We start from the raw sequence: 16,130 nt of genomic DNA, 5'->3' as shown, positions 1-16,130 counted from the left end.
TTGTCGGTGCGGTCCAGGTGGGAAGGGCCGCGCGGCCCTTCCCGGCGCCTGGGGATCAGCGCTTGGGCATCATGCCTTCGAAGATGTCGACGGCTTTGTCGCCGTTGTCGAGCACTTCGACGTCCAGGCCCAGCGAGTGGAGTTCCTTGACGAGCACCTTGAAGGACTCGGGGATGGTGCTGCCGGAAACTTCCTCACCCTTGACGATGCTCTGGTACGCGGCGTCGCGGCCGTCGATGTCGTCAGACTTGATGGTGAGCATTTCCTGCAGGGTGTGCGCGGCGCCGTACGCCTCGAGCGCCCACACTTCCATTTCCCCGAAGCGCTGGCCGCCGAACTGCGCCTTACCCCCCAGCGGCTGCTGGGTGATGAGGGAGTACGGCCCGGTGGACCGGGCGTGCAGTTTGTCTTCCACCATGTGGTACAGCTTCATGACGTACATGGTGCCGACCACCACGGGGCCACTGATGGGTTCACCGGTCCGGCCGTCGTACAGAACGCTCTTGCCGGTGCGGCTGAGTTCCATCTGGGCTTTCTCGTAGTCGTTCTGGGTGTCGCTGATCACGCCGAGTTTCGCGGCGCGGTCAAGGACGTTCTGTTCACGCTTGTCGAGTTCGAAGCCTTCGTCCTTGCGGGCCTGGATGCGTTCCGCCGCGGCGACTTCCAGCATTTCCTTGATGGTCGCTTCGGTCACCGAGTCGAACACGGGCGTTTCGAACTTCTGGCCGGTCAGGCGCGCCACTTCACCCAGGTGGGTTTCCAGGATCTGCCCGAGGTTCATGCGCGAAGGCACACCCAGCGGGTTGAACACCAGATCGACCGGCGTGCCGTCTTCCAGGTAGGGCATGTCTTCGGGGGCCATGATCTTGGAGACCACGCCCTTGTTCCCGTGCCGGTTGGCGACCTTGTCGCCCACCTGCAGCTGGCGTTTCTGCGCGACGTACACGCGGACCATCTCGCGCACGCCGGGTTTGAGGTCCACGCCCTCGTCGCCGCGGCGGAAGCGCACGGTCTTCACGACGATGCCGCCCTGGCCGGACTGCACCCGCAGGCTGGTGTCCTTCACTTCGCGGGCCTTCTCGCCGAAGATGGAGCGCAGCAGACGCTCTTCGGGGGTGGGCTCCGACTCGCCCTTGAAGCTGGTCTTGCCGACCAGGATGTCGCCGGGTTTCACTTCGGCGCCGACGCGGACGATGCCGTCCTCGTCCAGGTCACGCAGCGCCGCTTCGCTCAGGCCGGGAATGTCGCGGGTGATCTTCTCCGGTCCGAGTTTGGTGTCGCGCGCCTCGATCTCGTCCTTCTCGATGTGCACGGAGGTGTAGAAGTCCTTGCGCACGAGGCCTTCGCTGATGCAGATGGCGTCTTCGAAGTTGAAGCCGTCGAAGGGCATGATCGCGATGGTGATGTTCTGACCCAGGGCGAGGCGGCCCAGGTCGCTGGCAGGGCCGTCGGCAATGACCTGCCCGGCCTGGACCGTGTCACCGATGTCCACGATGGGGTGCTGGTCGAGGTTGGTGCCCTGGTTGCTGCGGGTGAACCGCACGAGTTCGAAGGTGCGGACGTTGCCGGTGTTCATGCCGGCGGCGGGCGCGTCTTCGGTCAGGGTGATCTGAATGACGCGGGCGTCCACGTAGGTTACGCGGCCGGTCACGTCACTGACGACGCTGGTGCCGCTGTCCGTCACGACACGGCGCTCTACACCGGTGCCCACAGCGGGGCTGTCGGCGCGCACCAGCGGCACGGCCTGGGACTGCATGTTCGATCCCATGAGCGCGCGGTTGGCGTCGTCGTGTTCCAGGAAGGGAATCAGGGACGTGTTGATGGACACGATCTGTTTGGGGGACACGTCCATGTAGTCCACTTCTTCAGGCGTGTACCACAGCGGGTCACCCTTGCGGCGGGCGAGCACGCGCTCGTCGCTGAAGGTGCCGTCCTCGTTCAGGGGGCTGTTGGCCTGCGCGACGGTGTAACGGTCCTCGATGTCGGCCGTCATGTACACCACGTCGTCAGTCACGCGGCCGCCTTCCACCTTGCGGTAGGGCGCCTCGATGAAGCCCAGGTCGTTCACCTTCGCGTAGGAGGCCAGCGAGGAGATCAGGCCGATGTTGGCGCCTTCGGGCGTTTCGATCGGGCAGATGCGGCCGTAGTGCGTGCGGTGCACGTCGCGCACGTCGAAGCCGGCGCGTTCGCGGGTCAGGCCGCCCGGCCCCAGGGCCGAGATGCGGCGCTTGTGGCGCAGGTCGGACAGCGGGTTGGTCTGGTCCTTGAACTGGCTGAGCTGGCTGCGCCCGAAGAACTCGCGCATGGCCGCCACGATCGGGCGGTTGTTCACGAGCTTGGTGGGGGTGGCGGCGTCGGGGTTGCCGAGCAGCATGCGTTCACGCACGCCGCGCGCCATGCGGCCCATGCCCACGCGCAGCTGGTCGGCGAGCAGTTCGCCCACCGTGCGCACGCGGCGGTTGCCGAGGTGGTCGATGTCGTCTTCGGCGACGGGCACGTTGGTGACCACGCCGTCGGCGTTCACCATGCCGACCGTTTCACGGCCGTACTGCAGGGCCATGAGGTAGCGGATGGTGTCCACGAGGCCGGCATCGGTGAATTTGCCGTCTTCGAAGTTCAGCAGGGTGCGTTCTTCACGCTGCACGCCCAGCTTGGTGTTCATCTTGAAACGGCCGGGTTCGCCCAGGTCGTAGCGGCGCGGGTCGGCCAGCAGGCCGTACAGGTACTGAATGGCTTTGTCGCGCTTGGGCGGGTCGCCGGGGCGCAGGACCGTGAACAGGCGCAGCAGGGCCTCGTCGGCGCCCATGCCGGCGCTCTTGTCCTCGGGGAGTTCCATGTCCGGCTCGAACTCCGTGAACAGCGTGCGCAGGCTGGCGTCGTCGTAGCCCAGGACGCGCAGCAGCATGGCCACGGGGAACTTGCGCTTGTTCACCTTCATTTCCAGGATGCCGCCCGCGAATTCCAGTTCAATCCAGGGGCCACGTTTGGGCATGGGGATGATCGCGCCGGTGTACATCTTCTTGATGCCCTTGTAGGAGCTGGTGAAGTACACGCCGGGGGAGCGGTGAATCTGCGAGATGATGACGCGGTCGGCGCCGTTGATGACGAAGGAGCCGTCCTCGGTCATCAGGGGCAGGTCACCCAGGAACACCTGGTCTTCCTTGATCAGGCCGCTGTCTTTGTGGATCAGCTGCAATTTGGCGTACATCGGCGCCTGGTAGGTGACGTCCTTCTCGCGGCACTCCTCGGGGGTGTAGGGCGGCTCGCCCAGACGGTACTCCAGGAAGTCCAGGACGAGCCCGGTGGAGCGGCCTTTCTCGGTTTCGTCGATGGGGAAGACTTCCTTGAAAGCGCTCTGGAGGCCGACGTTGTCGCGCCGGTCGGGCGCCCGGTCGGCCTGCAGGAAAGCCCTGAAGGAGTTGACCTGAATTTCCGTGAGGTTGGGGAGCGGAATCACGTCCGCAATGTCACCGAAACGCTCGATGCGGGGTCCTTTACTGCTTGGGCTCATGTCCACCTCGCACGCACCCTGTATCTCCCGTGCGTCTTCCGGGGCTGGAAAAGACGCAGGTGGGAAGCGCAACCCTTCTGGTCGCGTTCCCTGAACAAAGACTTAGTTTTGCAGACCCATTCGCCGCAAAGAACTCCTGCCCGACCCATCATGGTCAGCACAGGACAGTATAGGCCTGTGCTGCATTACAGGTCAATGGGGCCGCAGCGTGCGCTCCGGGTCACTCGTGAGCGGAAGTATGCCTCACGTCCGCCGCCGAATCAATCCGTCCGGGCCGGGCGGGCTCTTCATCAACCCCGGTGGCGGGCCGGGCACACTGCCGGGCGGGGCGTCTGAGGGCCGCTTGGCCCGTAGCATGAGATCGTGGACGCCCTGCAACCCTATCTGCCCCTGCTTGTGAATGCGCTGCGCCTGCTGGCCGTTGTCGGTCTGATCCACGCGGTGGTGACGCGGCAGCAGGTGTACTGGATCGTAATGCTGCTGTTCGGCGCGCTGTTCGGCGGCCTGTTCGGGCTGGCCTTCGCGGCGGTGTATGCCTATATGGTGCTGCTGCCGGCCGCGCGTGGCGGGAGCCGCGCGGCCGGGCAGGTCGTGGCGCGCGGCGTGGAAGCCCTGAAGCCGCTGGAGACCCGCATCCGTGAGGCGCAGGCGGAACTGGAGGACAGTGACACGTTGCAGCGCCGAGCGGACCTCGCGGCGCTGCAGGCCCGTGCCGGGCGGCTGGAGGAGGCCCAGAGCACGCTGGCGCCGCTGCTCAGTGGCATCTACGCGGATGATCCGGTGGTGCTGCTCACCAGCGCGGAGCTGGACCTGGCGCGGCGCGATCCGGCCGCCGCGGAGGGCAAACTGGGGCACGTGGACCTCCGCAGCAGCGCCGCGACCCGCACGCGCACCCTGACGCTCCTTGCCCAGGCGCAGGAGGCGCAGGGTAAGGCAGAGGCGGAGGCCACCTACCGGCAGGCCATGGCGGCCGCCACCACTGAGGAACCCCGGGCCCGGTACGCGGCGTATCTGGTTCGCCAGGGGCGACGTGAGGAGGCCCGGCCTGTGCTGGAGGCGCTGGCAAAGACGGAGGCGCGCGCCACGAACCTGTACCGGCGCCAGGAGCGGGAGTGGTTTCAGCTGGGCCGGGAACTGCGGCGGGAGGTGAAGTAGGCGCTCCGGCTGAACAGATGGGCTGGCGGGCACACAGGCCATTTGTATTACCCAGGGAATATTGTCTCTGCAATTTCTCCCGGGTAATATTGGATCATGTCTGACCCTCAAACGTACACCGTTTTTGAACAGCACACCCGCCTCCTGACCGCACCCCTCGAAGCGACCCTGACTTTCCTGCACGCCCGCTCGCACCACGCCCGCACTCTGGTGGTCGATGATCTGACCGGCCGCAGCGTCGACTTCGACCTGGGCGGCACGCTTGATGAAGTGCTGGCCCGCCACGCCCCCGAGCCCCAGCGCAGCGGTCCCGGCCGCCCCAAACTGGGCGTCGTGTCACGCGAGGTGAGCCTCCTGCCACGCCACTGGGCATGGCTGGAACGCCAGCGGTCCGGCGCGTCCGCCACGCTGCGCCGCCTGATCGACGAAGCCCGCAGGGCTGATCCCGACGGCGAGCGCCGGGCCCAGGCCCAGGCGGCCACCGACCGGTTTCTCAGCACCGTCGGCGGGGATCTTCCCGGCTTCGAAGACGCCACCCGCGCCCTGTACGCCGGGGACCGCGCACGCTTCGAGGTTCACCTGGCTGGCTGGCCCGCCGACGTGCGCGCGCACGCCCTGTACCTCGCCGCTCCGGCCCTCGCCGACGCATGACGCCTCCCCACGCGCCCCGCCCGGGCGTCTACCGGGTCACGCACCGCCCCAGCGGCCGTACGCTGCTGGGAGTCAGCGCCGACGCATCTGCCTCCCTGAACAGAGTCCGCTTCGAGTTACAGCACGCCTTGCACCGGGCGCCCGCCCTGCAGCGAGACTGGAAGCAGGACGGCCCGGCCGCCTTCACGTTCGAAGTGCTGGACAGCCTCCAGCCCACCGACGCAGGTGCCCCCTCCCACGCCGACCTGAAGGAGCTGCTTGCGTTATGGCTGGAGAACCTCAACCTCCCTTCCCACCAGCGGTACTGAACCGCGACCTCCCGGCCGCCGAGCTTGCCCAGCTGGCTGCCCACGGCGACCCCCACGTCCGGGCGGCGGTGGCCGGCCACCCGAACACGCCCGCCCCGGTCCTGGGGCAGCTGGCCGCCGAATTCCCGCGGGAGGTCCTGTGCAACCCAGCTCTTCCACTGCTGCGCCTCGCCGACCCGCAGCTGCTGCGCGCCTGGCCGGTGAGCGCTTTCCAGGCCTTCGTGCGCCAGCCGGAGCTGCCCGCGTGGCTCAGGACCTTCCTGATCCGGCACGGGCCTGTGGAGCAGCTCGTCCTGCTGGCCGCCCGGCCTGACCTGAGTGGCCCGGAAGTGGCGCTCCTGGCCACGCACCCGGCCTGGCTTGTCCGGGCCCGCATTGCCGCCCGCCCCGAGCTGCCGCAGGCGCTGCTGCTCACCCTGACGGCTGATCCCGACTACGGGGTGCGGCTTGCCCTGGCGTCCCGCACGGACCTGCCGGCCCAGAGCGTCAATCTGCTGCGCCGCGACATCTCACGCTTCGTGCGGCAGGTGCTTGAACAGACGCAGCGCTCGGCCCTCACCTCGACCGTGCTGGGCCTGGGCACCCTGCCGCGACGGTAAAAGGAAAAACCCCCAGCCGAAGCTGAGGGTGCACTCCCGGTGAAGGGGGACTTACTTGAGTTCGACGCGGGCGCCAGCAGCTTCCAGCTGGGCCTTGATCTTCTCGGCTTCGTCCTTGCTGATGGCTTCTTTCAGCGCGCCGCCCTTCTCGCTCATGTCCTTGGCTTCCTTGAGGCCCAGGCCGGTGATGGCGCGGATTTCCTTAATGACGTTGATCTTGCTCGCGCCGGCGTCAATGAGGATGACGTCGAACTCGGTCTTCTCTTCAACGGCGGCAGCGGGGCCAGCGGCGGGGCCGGCGGCCACAGCGGCAGTCACGCCCCAGGTTTCCTTCAGACCGTCGATGAGGTCCGCGAGTTCCATGATGGTGAGCTGGCCGAGCTGGTCGATAAGCGCCTGTTTGTCGTAAGCCATGATGTGTTCCTCCGAAAATGAAGTGGGTGGTGCAGGGCGTGCCGGGTGAGGCACGCGGGGCGCTCAGGCGCCCTGACCTTCGAGTTTGTCTTTGTACGCTTCGAGGATGCCCACGAAGCTGCTGAGGTGCGCGCTGAGCACGCCCACCAGCTCGCCCTGGAGGCTCTGCTTGCTGCCGAGGCTGGCGAGACGTTCCACAACTTTCACGTCCACGCGGTTGCCTTCGACGAAGCCGGCCTTCACGGTCGGGATGCCCTTGTCGTTGCCTTTGGCGGCGTCACTGAGCGCCTTGGCGACCCCGGCGGGGTCCTCCTGAGCGACAACGACGGCACTGGGGCCCTTGAGGGCGTCCGCGAAGTCGCGGCCGCCGTCCTGCAGGGCCAGGTTGATCAGGGTGTTCTTGGCAACGATGAGCTGCCCGCCCTTCTCGCGGATGTCTTGGCGCAGTTTGCTCAGCTGTCCGGCGGTCAGGCCCTGGTAGTCAACGACGTAGAACGTCTCGACGCCCGAGAGGCTGCCCTTAAGGCTGCTGAGGGTCTGCTGGTTCTTTTCGTTCGCCACGCAGTACCTCCTTGGTGGGAACGAGGTCCAGGTGCACGGTCGCGCCCTGGCAACTCGGCGGGCTGTTTAAACCTGGCAAGGGTCCCCGCTGTCTTTGGTGCCGGAATGAAAACGGATTGAAAAGGTGCGAGTGTGCACCGGGGTGCTGATCTGGGGTGGGGGAGAAGTCCGCTGTGAACTTCGCCCCCTGGGCACTCAGGCCTGGCTGCCGCCGCTGAGGGTCAGCTGGATGCTGGGCCCCATGGTGGTGGTCAGGTAGGCACTGCGCAGGAACACGCCCTTGGTGCTGCCGGGCTTGGCGGCTTCCAGCGCACTGATCAGCGCGCTGTAGTTGGCGCTGAGGTTGCTGGGGTCGAAGCTGGCTTTGCCGATGGGGGCGTGGACCACGCCGGTCTTGTCGTTACGGAACTCGATGCGGCCGGCCTTGAGGCCGCGCACCATGCCGCTGACGTCGGGACCGACGGTCCCGCTCTTGGGGTTGGGCAGCAGGCCGCGCGGTCCGAGCAGACGCGCAAGCTTCTGACCGACCTGGGCCATCATGTCAGGCGTGGCCACCACGGCGTCGAAGTCCATGAAGCCGCCGGCGATGCGCTCGATCAGTTCATCACTGCCGACCACGTCGGCGCCCGCCGCTTCAGCGACCTGCACGTTGTCACCCTTGGTGATCACGGCGACGCGAACGGTGCGGCCGGTGCCGTGAGGCAGCGCGACCGTCCCGCGGACGTTCTGGTCACTCTTGCGGGGGTCGATGCCGAGGCGGAAGTGCACTTCGACCGTCTCGTCGAACTTCGCCGTGGCGATGTCACGAACCAGCGCGGCGGCCTCGTCGATGGTGTACTGCTTGTTGCGGTCAACCTTGGCGGTCAGCGCGTTGTACCGTTTGCCGTGTTTAGGCATTGGGGGCCCCCTCGATGGTCACGCCCATGGAGCGGGCGGTGCCGGCCACGGTGTTCGCGGCGGCCTCCAGGCTGCCGGCGTTCAGGTCAGGCATTTTGGTCTTGGCGATTTCCAGCACCTGGTCCCAGTTGAGCTTGCCGACCTTGGCCTTGTTGGGGGTCGCGCTGCCCTTGGCGAGGCCGGCGGCCTTGCGGATCAGGTAACTCATGGGCGGGGTCTTGGTGATGAAGGTGAAGGAGCGGTCGGCGTAGATGGTGATCTCAACGGGGATGATTGCGTCACCCTTGTCGGCCGTCTGCGCGTTGAACGCCTTCGTGAACTCCATGATGTTTGCGCCGTATTGACCGAGCGCGGGACCCACGGGGGGGGCCGGAGTGGCCTTGCCCGCCGGGAGCTGCAGTTTGACGAGCCCTGCGACTTTCTTCATGTGATTCCTCCTTAGCTCCCCCTGACCGGCAGCGTGTGCCGTCCGGGGTGCTGACGCTAAGTTCTGGCCTGCCCGCCGGACTGGGTCCGGGCGTGACATGACAGCAACTTTTCGATTTTACCTTCCCCAGCCTGTTTTGCCAAGCGGGGTCCGGGCCAGCGGGTGCAGATGCTTACTTGGCGACTTGGCTGAAGTCCAACTCCACCGGCGTTTCACGGCCGAAAATGCTGACCAGCACCTTGACCTTCGCCTGCGGAATGTTCACTTCGCTGATGACGCCACTGAAGTCCGCGAAGGGACCACCAGTCACGCGGACCATGTCGCCCGCCTTGAAGTCGATCTTCACGCGTGGCGCTTCTTCCACGACAGGCTGAGCAGCCACACCCACCGAGGCGAGCAGACGCTGCACCTCGTCATGGGACAGAGGCACAGGACGCGTCGCGGTGCCGACGAAGCCGGTCACGCCGTTGGTGCCGCGCACGACTTCCCACGACTCCCCCAGTTCGCCCGGCGCGTCGTCATCCTCGACGTCCATCTGCACGAACACGTACCCGGGGAACAACTTGCGGCGGACTGTTTCCTTCTTTCCGCCCTCACGCAGTTCCACCGCTTCCTCTTCAGGCTGGATGACCTGGAAGATCTTCGTGCCGCGCATGCCGAGTTTGGTGGCGCGTTCCATCAGGTGCTGCTCCACGCGGTCTTCCTGCCCCACGTAGGTGTGCACGGCGTACCATTCGATGCTCATGACAGAACCACCTTGATCAGGGTGCCGAACAGCAGGTCAAGCGCATACACGATGACCGTCAGGGCCACGACGAAGATCAGCACAGCCTGGGTGCCTTCCAGCACCTGCTGGCGGGTCGGCCATGAGACACGCGCCAGTTCTGCGCGCGAATCACGGAAGTACTGAATCAAGTTCATGCGTTCACCTGCGACAGAGAGAGAAGGCGATCATCCGGCTGAGCGCCCCCCGGAACCGGAGGGCCGGGCAGCAGGTCGATCAGACCTTCTTCTCTTTGAAGACCACGTGCTTTTTGGCCACGGGGTCATACTTGCGCAGTTCCATTTTCGCCTGCGTGTTGCGGCGGTTCTTGGTGGTCGTGTAGTAGAAGCCGGTGCCGGCGGTGCTTTCCATTTTCACGATGATGCGGGGGCCGTCTTTCGCCATGAGATGCTCCTTCGCAAGCCCTCGCGGGGAGGGTTTGCTCCCAGCCTCTCCCGCACAGGAGAGGTCCTTCTCGCGCGCTGGCGGAGTTGGACACGCTGGTAAAAGCCCGCCTTCTGGCGGGCAACATTCGGATTATAGGCACCGGGAGCCCAGGTGTCTACTGTTCCGCCCACCCTGAAGGGGATCTGTCCGTGCTGCGCATGCTGAGCGGCTCTCACGGGCACTTCCGCTGCCGGAAGGAGAACCTGGGCAAGAGGCATCCTGCCTTTCCTGTTCTGGCTGAACAGGGGGACAGCAGAAGCCAGGACCGGTGAATGAACCACGGATCAGGGGCAAGCGTCCGATAAGAATTCGGATGGCCTGCCTGGACTCTCCCGGGTGATCAAGCCTGGGTTTCCTCACCGGATGGGTCGCTCCGGCGCGCGCGGGTACGGCCACACCTGCCGTGGCCCCAGGAGTGCGTCAGACCTGAGAAGGATCGAATTCTGGAGTCACGCCTGCCAGGACCTAAAGAAAAGAGCCCCCAGACGGGGGCTCCTTCTGTTCAATGGTGAGGAATTACTCCAGGACCTTGGCAACGACGCCGGCGCCGACGGTGCGGCCACCTTCGCGGATGGCGAAGCGCAGACCCTCTTCCATGGCGATGGGCTTGATCAGTTCCACCACGAAGGTGATGTTGTCGCCAGGCATGACCATTTCCACGCCTTCGGGCAGTTCCACCACGCCGGTCACGTCCGTCGTGCGGAAGTAGAACTGCGGGCGGTAGCCGCCGAAGAACGCGCTGTGACGGCCCCCTTCGTCCTTGCTCAGCACGTACACGCTGGCTTCGAACTTGGTGTGGGGTTTGATGCTGCCGGGCTTGGCCAGCACCTGGCCGCGCTCGACGTCATCACGGGCCACGCCGCGCAGCAGCACGCCCACGTTGTCGCCCGCCATGCCGCTGTCGAGCAGCTTGCGGTGCATTTCGATGCCGGTGACGGTGGTTTTCTTCGTGTCGCGCAGACCGATGATTTCCACTTCGTCCTGCACCTTGACGGTGCCGCGCTCCACGCGGCCGGTGGCGACGGTGCCGCGGCCGGTGATGGTGAACACGTCTTCGACGGGCATCAGGAACTGCTTGTCAGTGTCACGCTCGGGGGTGGGGATGTAGCTGTCGACCGCGTCGAGCAGTTCCCAGATGCGGTCCACCCAGTTGTTGTCGCCGCGGGCGGTTTTGGGGTTGGCCTGCAGGGCTTCGAGGGCCTGCAGCGCGCTGCCCTTGATGACGGGGAGGTCGTCACCGGGGAACTCGTACTTGCTGAGCAGTTCGCGGACTTCCATTTCCACGAGCTCGAGCAGTTCTTCGTCGTCGACCATGTCGACTTTGTTCATGAACACGACGATGTAGGGCACGCCGACCTGACGGGCGAGCAGGATGTGCTCGCGGGTCTGGGGCATGGGGCCGTCGGCGCTGCTGACCACCAGGATCGCGCCGTCCATCTGCGCGGCGCCGGTGATCATGTTCTTGACGTAGTCGGCGTGGCCGGGGCAGTCTACGTGGCTGTAGTGGCGCGTGGGGGTGTTGTACTCGACGTGCGCGGTGTTGATGGTGATGCCGCGGGCTTTTTCTTCGGGGGCCTTGTCGATCTGGTCGTAGGCCAGTTTTTCGATGGTGGGGTCCATCGCGGCGGCCGTGAAGGTGATCGCGGCCGTGAGGGTGGTCTTGCCGTGGTCGACGTGACCGATCGTGCCCACGTTCACGTGGGGCTTGGTGCGCTCGAACGTTCCTTTAGCCATGTGTGTGTCCTCCTGGAATGGAACTGCCCGCAGGTGCAGGCAAGCCTTGACAGTGTACAAGTCCGCCGCGGAAACGCAAAGCGCAGGGGCCTCAGGGTTCTCACTGCGGTCAGGTGAAGAGAAGAGGCGCGACCCACAGAGCAGGTCGCGCCGACTTGTTGGAGCTTCTGGTCGGGATTGAACCGACGACCTCTCCCTTACCAAGGGAGTGCTCTACCACTGAGCTACAGAAGCGAAGGAAAGCGGGAAACGAGACTCGAACTCGCGACATTCAGCTTGGGAAGCTGACGCTCTACCAACTGAGCTATTCCCGCGTTCGGTGGTGGGCAGGGGCGGATTCGAACCGCCGTACACTTACGTGAACAGATTTACAGTCTGTCGCCTTTAACCACTCGGCCACCTACCCAGGTTGTTCTCACTGCCCGTTTCGAGAAGTGCACGGCGCGACTTGTGGTGAGACCGCGTCGTTTGGAGCCACCCAGGAGAATCGAACTCCCAACCTTCCGATTACAAGTCGGGTGCTCTACCAGTTGAGCTAGGGTGGCACCGTCCCTGTCGAAGTGCTGGAACAATGTCCGGCCTCTGAGTGCGGAAGCCTCTGCGTTGCCGCGGTCACTTCCGGCTGCGAATAGTAGCACCCCCCCCCATACGTGTCAATCACCTCAGGCCAGGACCCTATGAGATGTGCCACGAGCCGCCCTTGAGCATTCCCTGAACGACAGCAGTGGTATGCGCCACATGGCGCATTTCAGGCCCTGCCACCGGGCGTATCCTGACCCGCGCACGGGTCCCGTACCCGCCCTCTCGCCGCACCGCTGCCCCCCAGGAGGCACCCCCCATGGACAGTTTCCGCTCCCTCTGGCCGTACCTGCGCCTGCACCTGCGCCAGTACGCCATCGGCCTGATCGCGGTCGTGATCGCCACGTCCGTGAACCTCCTGCCGTACTACCTGATCCGCCTTGCCATCGACGGCCTGACCGGCCAGGTGGATGCCGACCCCGCCACGCCCGGCATCGCCCTGACCACGGCCGGTCTGTACGCCCTGGGCATCGTGGCGGCGGCCGTCACCGCTGGTGGCTTCATGCTGATCATGCGCCGCCAGATTGTCGTTGCGTCCCGCCAGAGCGAGTACGAGATCCGCCGTGACCTGTTCGCGCACCTGCAGACCCTCGACAAGGCGTATTACGACCGGGCCCGCACCGGCGACCTGATGAACCGCCTGACCGGTGACCTGAGCGCCGTACGCGAAATGCTGGGCTTCGGCGCCTGGCAGATCGTGAACATCGTGTCGGGCTTCGCCACAGCCTTCGCGGTGATGTTCAGCCTCAGCTGGCAGCTCACGCTGATCGTGCTGGCCATCGTCCCGGTGATCGTGGGCGTCCTGACGTACCTTGCGCGGCAGATCAGTGTCCGCCACCGGCTCGCGCAGGAGCAGAATTCCGTGATCTCGGCGCGGGCGCAGGAGAACTTCAGCGGCGCGCGCGTCGTCAAGGGATACGCCATCGAGGACCGAGAGATCGAGGACTACCGCGCCATGAACCTCGAACTCCTGCGGCGCAACATTGCGCTGACCAAGGTTGACGGCCCGCTGCGCTCGTTCATGAGCCTGCTGCTGGGGCTCGCCTTCGGGCTGATCCTGCTGGTCGGCGGCCGGCTGATCCTCGCGCCTGAGAGCACCTTCACGGTCGGGATGTTCGTGCAGTTCGTCGGGACGCTCGAACGCCTGACCTTCCCCATGCTGATGATCGGCTGGATCACCGGGGTCATCCAGCGCGGCCTGGGCTCCTGGCTGCGCCTGCAGGAGATGTTCGGCGCCCAGCCGCTGGTCCGTGACGAGCCGGGCCGCACCGAGCCCCGCGTGCCCGCCCTGCGCGGCGACATCGACTTCAAGGACGTGACGCTGCGCTACGGACAGACCACCGTGCTGGACCACGTGAACCTGCACGTGCCGGCCGGAACCTTCCTGGGCATCACCGGTCCTACGGGCAGCGGCAAGACCATGCTGGGCCAGCTGCTTACCCGCGCGATGGACCCCACCAGCGGCTCCATCCGCATTGACGGTCACGATCTGCGCGTGATTCCTTTGGCCACGCTGCGCGACGTGATCAGCGTGGTGCCGCAGGAACCCTTCCTGTTCAGCGACACCATCGCCAACAACATCGGGTTCGGCATCGAGGCGCGTGACCTTCCGGTCGTGCCCACCGGCGTGAGCATTGTCGGCGCTCCGCCCCCGGACAACATCCCCCAGACGCCCGACCCCGCCAAGGTGCGCGAAGCGGCGCGCCTCGCGGGCCTGCTCGACGACGTGGAGGGCTTCCCGCAGGGGTTCGGCACCATGCTCGGCGAACGCGGCGTGACCCTCTCCGGCGGACAGCGGCAGCGCACCGCCATCGCCCGCGCCATCGTCCGCGAGCCGCGCATCCTGATTCTCGACGACTCGCTGAGCGCCGTGGACACCGAAACCGAACGCCGCATCGTGGACAGCCTGCGCCAGATCAGCCAGGGCCGCACCGTGATCCTGATCGCCCACCGCATCAGCACCCTGCGGCACGCCGACCAGATCCTGGTTCTTGACCAGGGCCGCGTGACCGAACAGGGCAGCCACGACGAACTGCTCGCCCTGAATGGGCACTACGCCCAGCTCGAACGCCTGCAACGCCTTGCCAGTGACCTTGACGCCGACGACGAACCCATCGGGGACGCCGAACACGCCGCCGACCGCCTGGAAGACACCCTGCCCCCGAAGGTGACCCGATGACTCCCCCCGACGCGACCGACGCGTACCAGAAAGGCTTTGACGCCCAGCTGGTGCGGCGCATCCTGCACTACGTCCGCCCGTACCTGCCCCTCGTGATCGGTGGGGTCCTGCTCGCCCTGCTGATCTCCCTGGCGTCCCCACTGTTCGCGCTGCTCCAGCGCCACGCCATCGACGCGTACCTGTCCCCGCTCGCGCAGGGCCGCGCCACCAGCCGCGACGTGCTCCTGAACGGCCTGACCGTCACCGCGCTGGCCTACATGGGCCTGAAGGTCCTGGAGTTCGCCCTGCAGTACGGCTTCACCCTCGCCATCGGGTACCTGGGGCAGAACGTGCTGCGCGACATCCGCGCCGACGTGTTCAGCAAACTGCAGCGCCTGCACCTCGCGTTCTTCGACCAGAACCCGGTCGGGCGCCTGATCACCCGCGTGACCAGTGACGTGGATGCCATCAACCAGTTCATCACCGGCGGGCTGGTCAGCCTGATCCAGTCGACGTTCATCATCGTCGTGTACGTGGTGATCATGCTCAGCGTGAACTGGCGCCTCGCGCTGATCTCCTTCACGGTGCTGCCCGTGCTGTTCTTCGCCACGAACTTCTTCCGCACCAAACTCCGTGACGCCTTCCGCGAGACCCGCACCCAGCAGGCCATCGTCAACAGCAAGCTCAACGAGAACATCACCGGGATGCTCACCGTGCAGCTGTTCGGCCGCCAGCGCCGCAGCGCCCTGGACTTCAACCTCAGCAACCGCGCGCTGCTCAGCGCCAACGAGAACTCCGTGCACTGGTTCTCGCTGTTCATGCCCACCGTCGCCGTGCTGGGGCAGGTGGCCGTCGCCCTGATCCTGTACTTCGCCGCCCGGCAGATTCTGGGCGTGGACGCCAGCGGCGCCGTCACGGGCGCAATCACCGTCGGCACGCTCTTTGCGTTCGTGCAGCTCTCCCAGCAGCTGTTCCAGCCCATCCAGGACCTCGCGGACGTGTTCAACAACCTGCAGGCCGCCATGGCCAGCAGCGAACGGATCTTCGGCGTGCTGGACACCGAGGAGGCCATCCAGGACAAACCCGGCGCCAGGACTCTCCCGGACTTCGAGGGCCGCGTGGCCTTCGAAGGCGTGTGGTTCGCCTACGATCAGACCGTCACCCGCGAGACCCCCGACACGGACGACCGCTGGATCCTGCGCGGCATTGACCTGCACATCCAGCCGGGCGAGAGCGTCGCCCTGGTCGGCGCGACCGGCGCCGGGAAGACCAGCGTCACCGCGCTGGTCAGCCGCTTCTACGACGTGCAGCGCGGCGCCGTGAAGGTCGACGGCACCGACGTCCGCGACCTGCAGCAGTACGACCTGCGCAAACACGTGGGCGTCGTGCTGCAGGACGTGTTCCTGTTCGCCGGGACCATCGAGAGCAACCTGACCCTGAACAACCCCGGCATTCCCCACGAACGCGTGGTGGAAGCCTGTCGGTACGTGGGGGTTCACGACTACATCCTGTCCCTGGACCACGGGTACCAGACCGAAGTGCAGGAACGCGGCGCCACCCTGTCCACCGGGCAGAAACAGCTGCTGGCCTTCGCGCGCGCCCTCATTCAGAATCCGGACATCCTGCTGGTCCTCGACGAGGCGACCGCGAACGTGGACACCGAAACGGAAATGCGGATCCAGGCGGCACTGGAGAAGGTCATGCGGGGCCGCACGAGCATCATCATCGCCCACCGCCTCAGCACCATCGAGCACTGCGACCGCATCGTCGTGATGCGCAAAGGCCGCGTCGTGGAGCAGGGCAGCCACCGCGAACTGCTTGACAAGGGCGGCTACTACGCCCGCCTGCACCGCCTTCAGTACGCCCAGGCCGACGCCGCCGACTGAGCCGCCCCGCCACAGAGACGGGCCGCCAGGAAATGGGCGG

The 16,130-nt window shown here is 66.0% G+C and carries 15 protein-coding genes and 4 tRNA genes; 6 read left to right on the top strand and 13 right to left on the bottom strand.

Annotated elements, in window-relative coordinates; translation table 11 throughout:
* Positions 1-55: 55 nt before the first annotated feature.
* A complete protein-coding gene (rpoB, locus tag LAJ19_RS09730) occupies positions 56-3,511 on the bottom strand; it encodes a DNA-directed RNA polymerase subunit beta (protein ID WP_225475563.1) in 3,456 nt (1,151 codons plus the stop codon).
* A 363-nt stretch (positions 3,512-3,874) separates the two neighbouring features.
* Between rpoB and LAJ19_RS09725 the strand changes: the two genes are divergently transcribed.
* From LAJ19_RS09725 to LAJ19_RS09710, 4 genes are all read left to right on the top strand, one after another.
* The gene (locus LAJ19_RS09725) at positions 3,875-4,666 is read left to right on the top strand and encodes a hypothetical protein (RefSeq protein ID WP_225475562.1); all 792 of its coding nucleotides are present in this window, start codon (positions 3,875-3,877) and stop codon (positions 4,664-4,666) included.
* 96 nt (positions 4,667-4,762) lie between these two features.
* Positions 4,763-5,317 (top strand): DUF2239 family protein, encoded by a 555-nt coding sequence (locus LAJ19_RS09720; protein ID WP_225475561.1) that lies wholly within the window; start codon positions 4,763-4,765, stop codon positions 5,315-5,317.
* Complete coding sequence (locus LAJ19_RS09715) at positions 5,314-5,625, top strand: GIY-YIG nuclease family protein (RefSeq protein ID WP_225475560.1); 312 nt, start codon at positions 5,314-5,316, stop codon at positions 5,623-5,625. The genes LAJ19_RS09720 and LAJ19_RS09715 overlap by 4 nt, the downstream gene beginning before the upstream one ends.
* Positions 5,583-6,224, top strand: a complete 642-nt coding sequence (locus tag LAJ19_RS09710) for a hypothetical protein (RefSeq protein ID WP_225475559.1) — start codon at positions 5,583-5,585, stop codon at positions 6,222-6,224. Before LAJ19_RS09715 ends, LAJ19_RS09710 begins: the two co-directional genes overlap by 43 nt.
* 51 nt (positions 6,225-6,275) lie before the next feature.
* Here the strand turns inward: LAJ19_RS09710 and rplL are convergent, their stop codons facing one another.
* The 12 genes from rplL to LAJ19_RS09650 form a co-directional block, all read right to left on the bottom strand.
* On the bottom strand, positions 6,276-6,638 hold the full coding sequence (gene rplL, locus LAJ19_RS09705; RefSeq protein WP_225475558.1) for a 50S ribosomal protein L7/L12: 363 nt from the start codon (positions 6,636-6,638) through the stop codon (positions 6,276-6,278).
* Positions 6,639-6,701: 63 nt separating this feature from the next.
* Positions 6,702-7,199 carry a 50S ribosomal protein L10 gene (gene rplJ / locus LAJ19_RS09700; RefSeq protein ID WP_225475557.1) on the bottom strand — a complete coding sequence of 166 codons (498 nt, stop codon included), beginning with the start codon at positions 7,197-7,199 and terminating at the stop codon, positions 6,702-6,704.
* A 195-nt stretch (positions 7,200-7,394) separates the two neighbouring features.
* Entirely contained in the window at positions 7,395-8,096 is a 702-nt protein-coding gene (rplA, locus tag LAJ19_RS09695; RefSeq protein ID WP_225475556.1) for a 50S ribosomal protein L1, read from the bottom strand.
* The gene (gene rplK, locus LAJ19_RS09690) at positions 8,089-8,523 is read right to left on the bottom strand and encodes a 50S ribosomal protein L11 (RefSeq protein ID WP_225475555.1); all 435 of its coding nucleotides are present in this window, start codon (positions 8,521-8,523) and stop codon (positions 8,089-8,091) included. Before rplK ends, rplA begins: the two co-directional genes overlap by 8 nt.
* Before the next feature lie 172 nt (positions 8,524-8,695).
* Entirely contained in the window at positions 8,696-9,268 is a 573-nt protein-coding gene (gene nusG, locus LAJ19_RS09685) for a transcription termination/antitermination protein NusG (protein WP_225475554.1), read from the bottom strand.
* Positions 9,265-9,444, bottom strand: coding sequence for a preprotein translocase subunit SecE (gene secE / locus LAJ19_RS09680; protein WP_225475553.1), 180 nt, complete (start codon positions 9,442-9,444; stop codon positions 9,265-9,267). Before secE ends, nusG begins: the two co-directional genes overlap by 4 nt.
* A gap of 79 nt (positions 9,445-9,523) precedes the next feature.
* The gene (gene rpmG / locus LAJ19_RS09675; protein WP_012692576.1) at positions 9,524-9,691 is read right to left on the bottom strand and encodes a 50S ribosomal protein L33; all 168 of its coding nucleotides are present in this window, start codon (positions 9,689-9,691) and stop codon (positions 9,524-9,526) included.
* Positions 9,692-10,249: 558 nt separating this feature from the next.
* Positions 10,250-11,467 carry an elongation factor Tu gene (tuf, locus tag LAJ19_RS09670; RefSeq protein ID WP_225475552.1) on the bottom strand — a complete coding sequence of 406 codons (1,218 nt, stop codon included), beginning with the start codon at positions 11,465-11,467 and terminating at the stop codon, positions 10,250-10,252.
* 159 nt (positions 11,468-11,626) lie between these two features.
* Positions 11,627-11,701, bottom strand: a tRNA-Thr gene (locus LAJ19_RS09665).
* Between the two features lie 7 nt (positions 11,702-11,708).
* Positions 11,709-11,781 (bottom strand) — tRNA-Gly (locus LAJ19_RS09660).
* 6 nt (positions 11,782-11,787) lie between these two features.
* A tRNA-Tyr gene (locus LAJ19_RS09655) sits at positions 11,788-11,873 on the bottom strand.
* A 63-nt stretch (positions 11,874-11,936) separates the two neighbouring features.
* Positions 11,937-12,012: transfer RNA gene (locus tag LAJ19_RS09650), tRNA-Thr, on the bottom strand.
* 293 nt (positions 12,013-12,305) lie between these two features.
* Between LAJ19_RS09650 and LAJ19_RS09645 the strand changes: the two genes are divergently transcribed.
* Complete coding sequence (locus tag LAJ19_RS09645) at positions 12,306-14,225, top strand: ABC transporter ATP-binding protein (protein ID WP_225475551.1); 1,920 nt, start codon at positions 12,306-12,308, stop codon at positions 14,223-14,225.
* Entirely contained in the window at positions 14,222-16,090 is a 1,869-nt protein-coding gene (locus LAJ19_RS09640; protein ID WP_225475550.1) for an ABC transporter ATP-binding protein, read from the top strand. Before LAJ19_RS09645 ends, LAJ19_RS09640 begins: the two co-directional genes overlap by 4 nt.
* The last annotated feature ends 40 nt before the right edge of the window (positions 16,091-16,130 follow it).

It is taken from the genome of Deinococcus taeanensis (genome assembly GCF_020229735.1).
Classification (GTDB): domain Bacteria; phylum Deinococcota; class Deinococci; order Deinococcales; family Deinococcaceae; genus Deinococcus; species Deinococcus taeanensis.
This window is presented reverse-complemented; position numbering and strand designations above follow the sequence as displayed.

Bases quoted from the DNA above. Each gene is read 5' to 3' on its own strand.
- LAJ19_RS09710 (WP_225475559.1), top strand. From the start codon at position 5,583: ATGGCTGGAGAACCTCAACCTCCCTTCCCACCAGCGGTACTGAACCGC.
- tuf (WP_225475552.1), bottom strand. From the start codon at position 11,467: ATGGCTAAAGGAACGTTCGAGCGCACCAAGCCCCACGTGAACGTGGGC.
- rplL (WP_225475558.1), bottom strand. From the start codon at position 6,638: ATGGCTTACGACAAACAGGCGCTTATCGACCAGCTCGGCCAGCTCACC.
- LAJ19_RS09715 (WP_225475560.1), top strand. From the start codon at position 5,314: ATGACGCCTCCCCACGCGCCCCGCCCGGGCGTCTACCGGGTCACGCAC.
- rplA (WP_225475556.1), bottom strand. From the start codon at position 8,096: ATGCCTAAACACGGCAAACGGTACAACGCGCTGACCGCCAAGGTTGAC.
- rpmG (WP_012692576.1), bottom strand. From the start codon at position 9,691: ATGGCGAAAGACGGCCCCCGCATCATCGTGAAAATGGAAAGCACCGCC.
- nusG (WP_225475554.1), bottom strand. From the start codon at position 9,268: ATGAGCATCGAATGGTACGCCGTGCACACCTACGTGGGGCAGGAAGAC.
- secE (WP_225475553.1), bottom strand. From the start codon at position 9,444: ATGAACTTGATTCAGTACTTCCGTGATTCGCGCGCAGAACTGGCGCGT.
- LAJ19_RS09645 (WP_225475551.1), top strand. From the start codon at position 12,306: ATGGACAGTTTCCGCTCCCTCTGGCCGTACCTGCGCCTGCACCTGCGC.
- rpoB (WP_225475563.1), bottom strand. From the start codon at position 3,511: ATGAGCCCAAGCAGTAAAGGACCCCGCATCGAGCGTTTCGGTGACATT.
- rplK (WP_225475555.1), bottom strand. From the start codon at position 8,523: ATGAAGAAAGTCGCAGGGCTCGTCAAACTGCAGCTCCCGGCGGGCAAG.
- LAJ19_RS09720 (WP_225475561.1), top strand. From the start codon at position 4,763: ATGTCTGACCCTCAAACGTACACCGTTTTTGAACAGCACACCCGCCTC.
- LAJ19_RS09640 (WP_225475550.1), top strand. From the start codon at position 14,222: ATGACTCCCCCCGACGCGACCGACGCGTACCAGAAAGGCTTTGACGCC.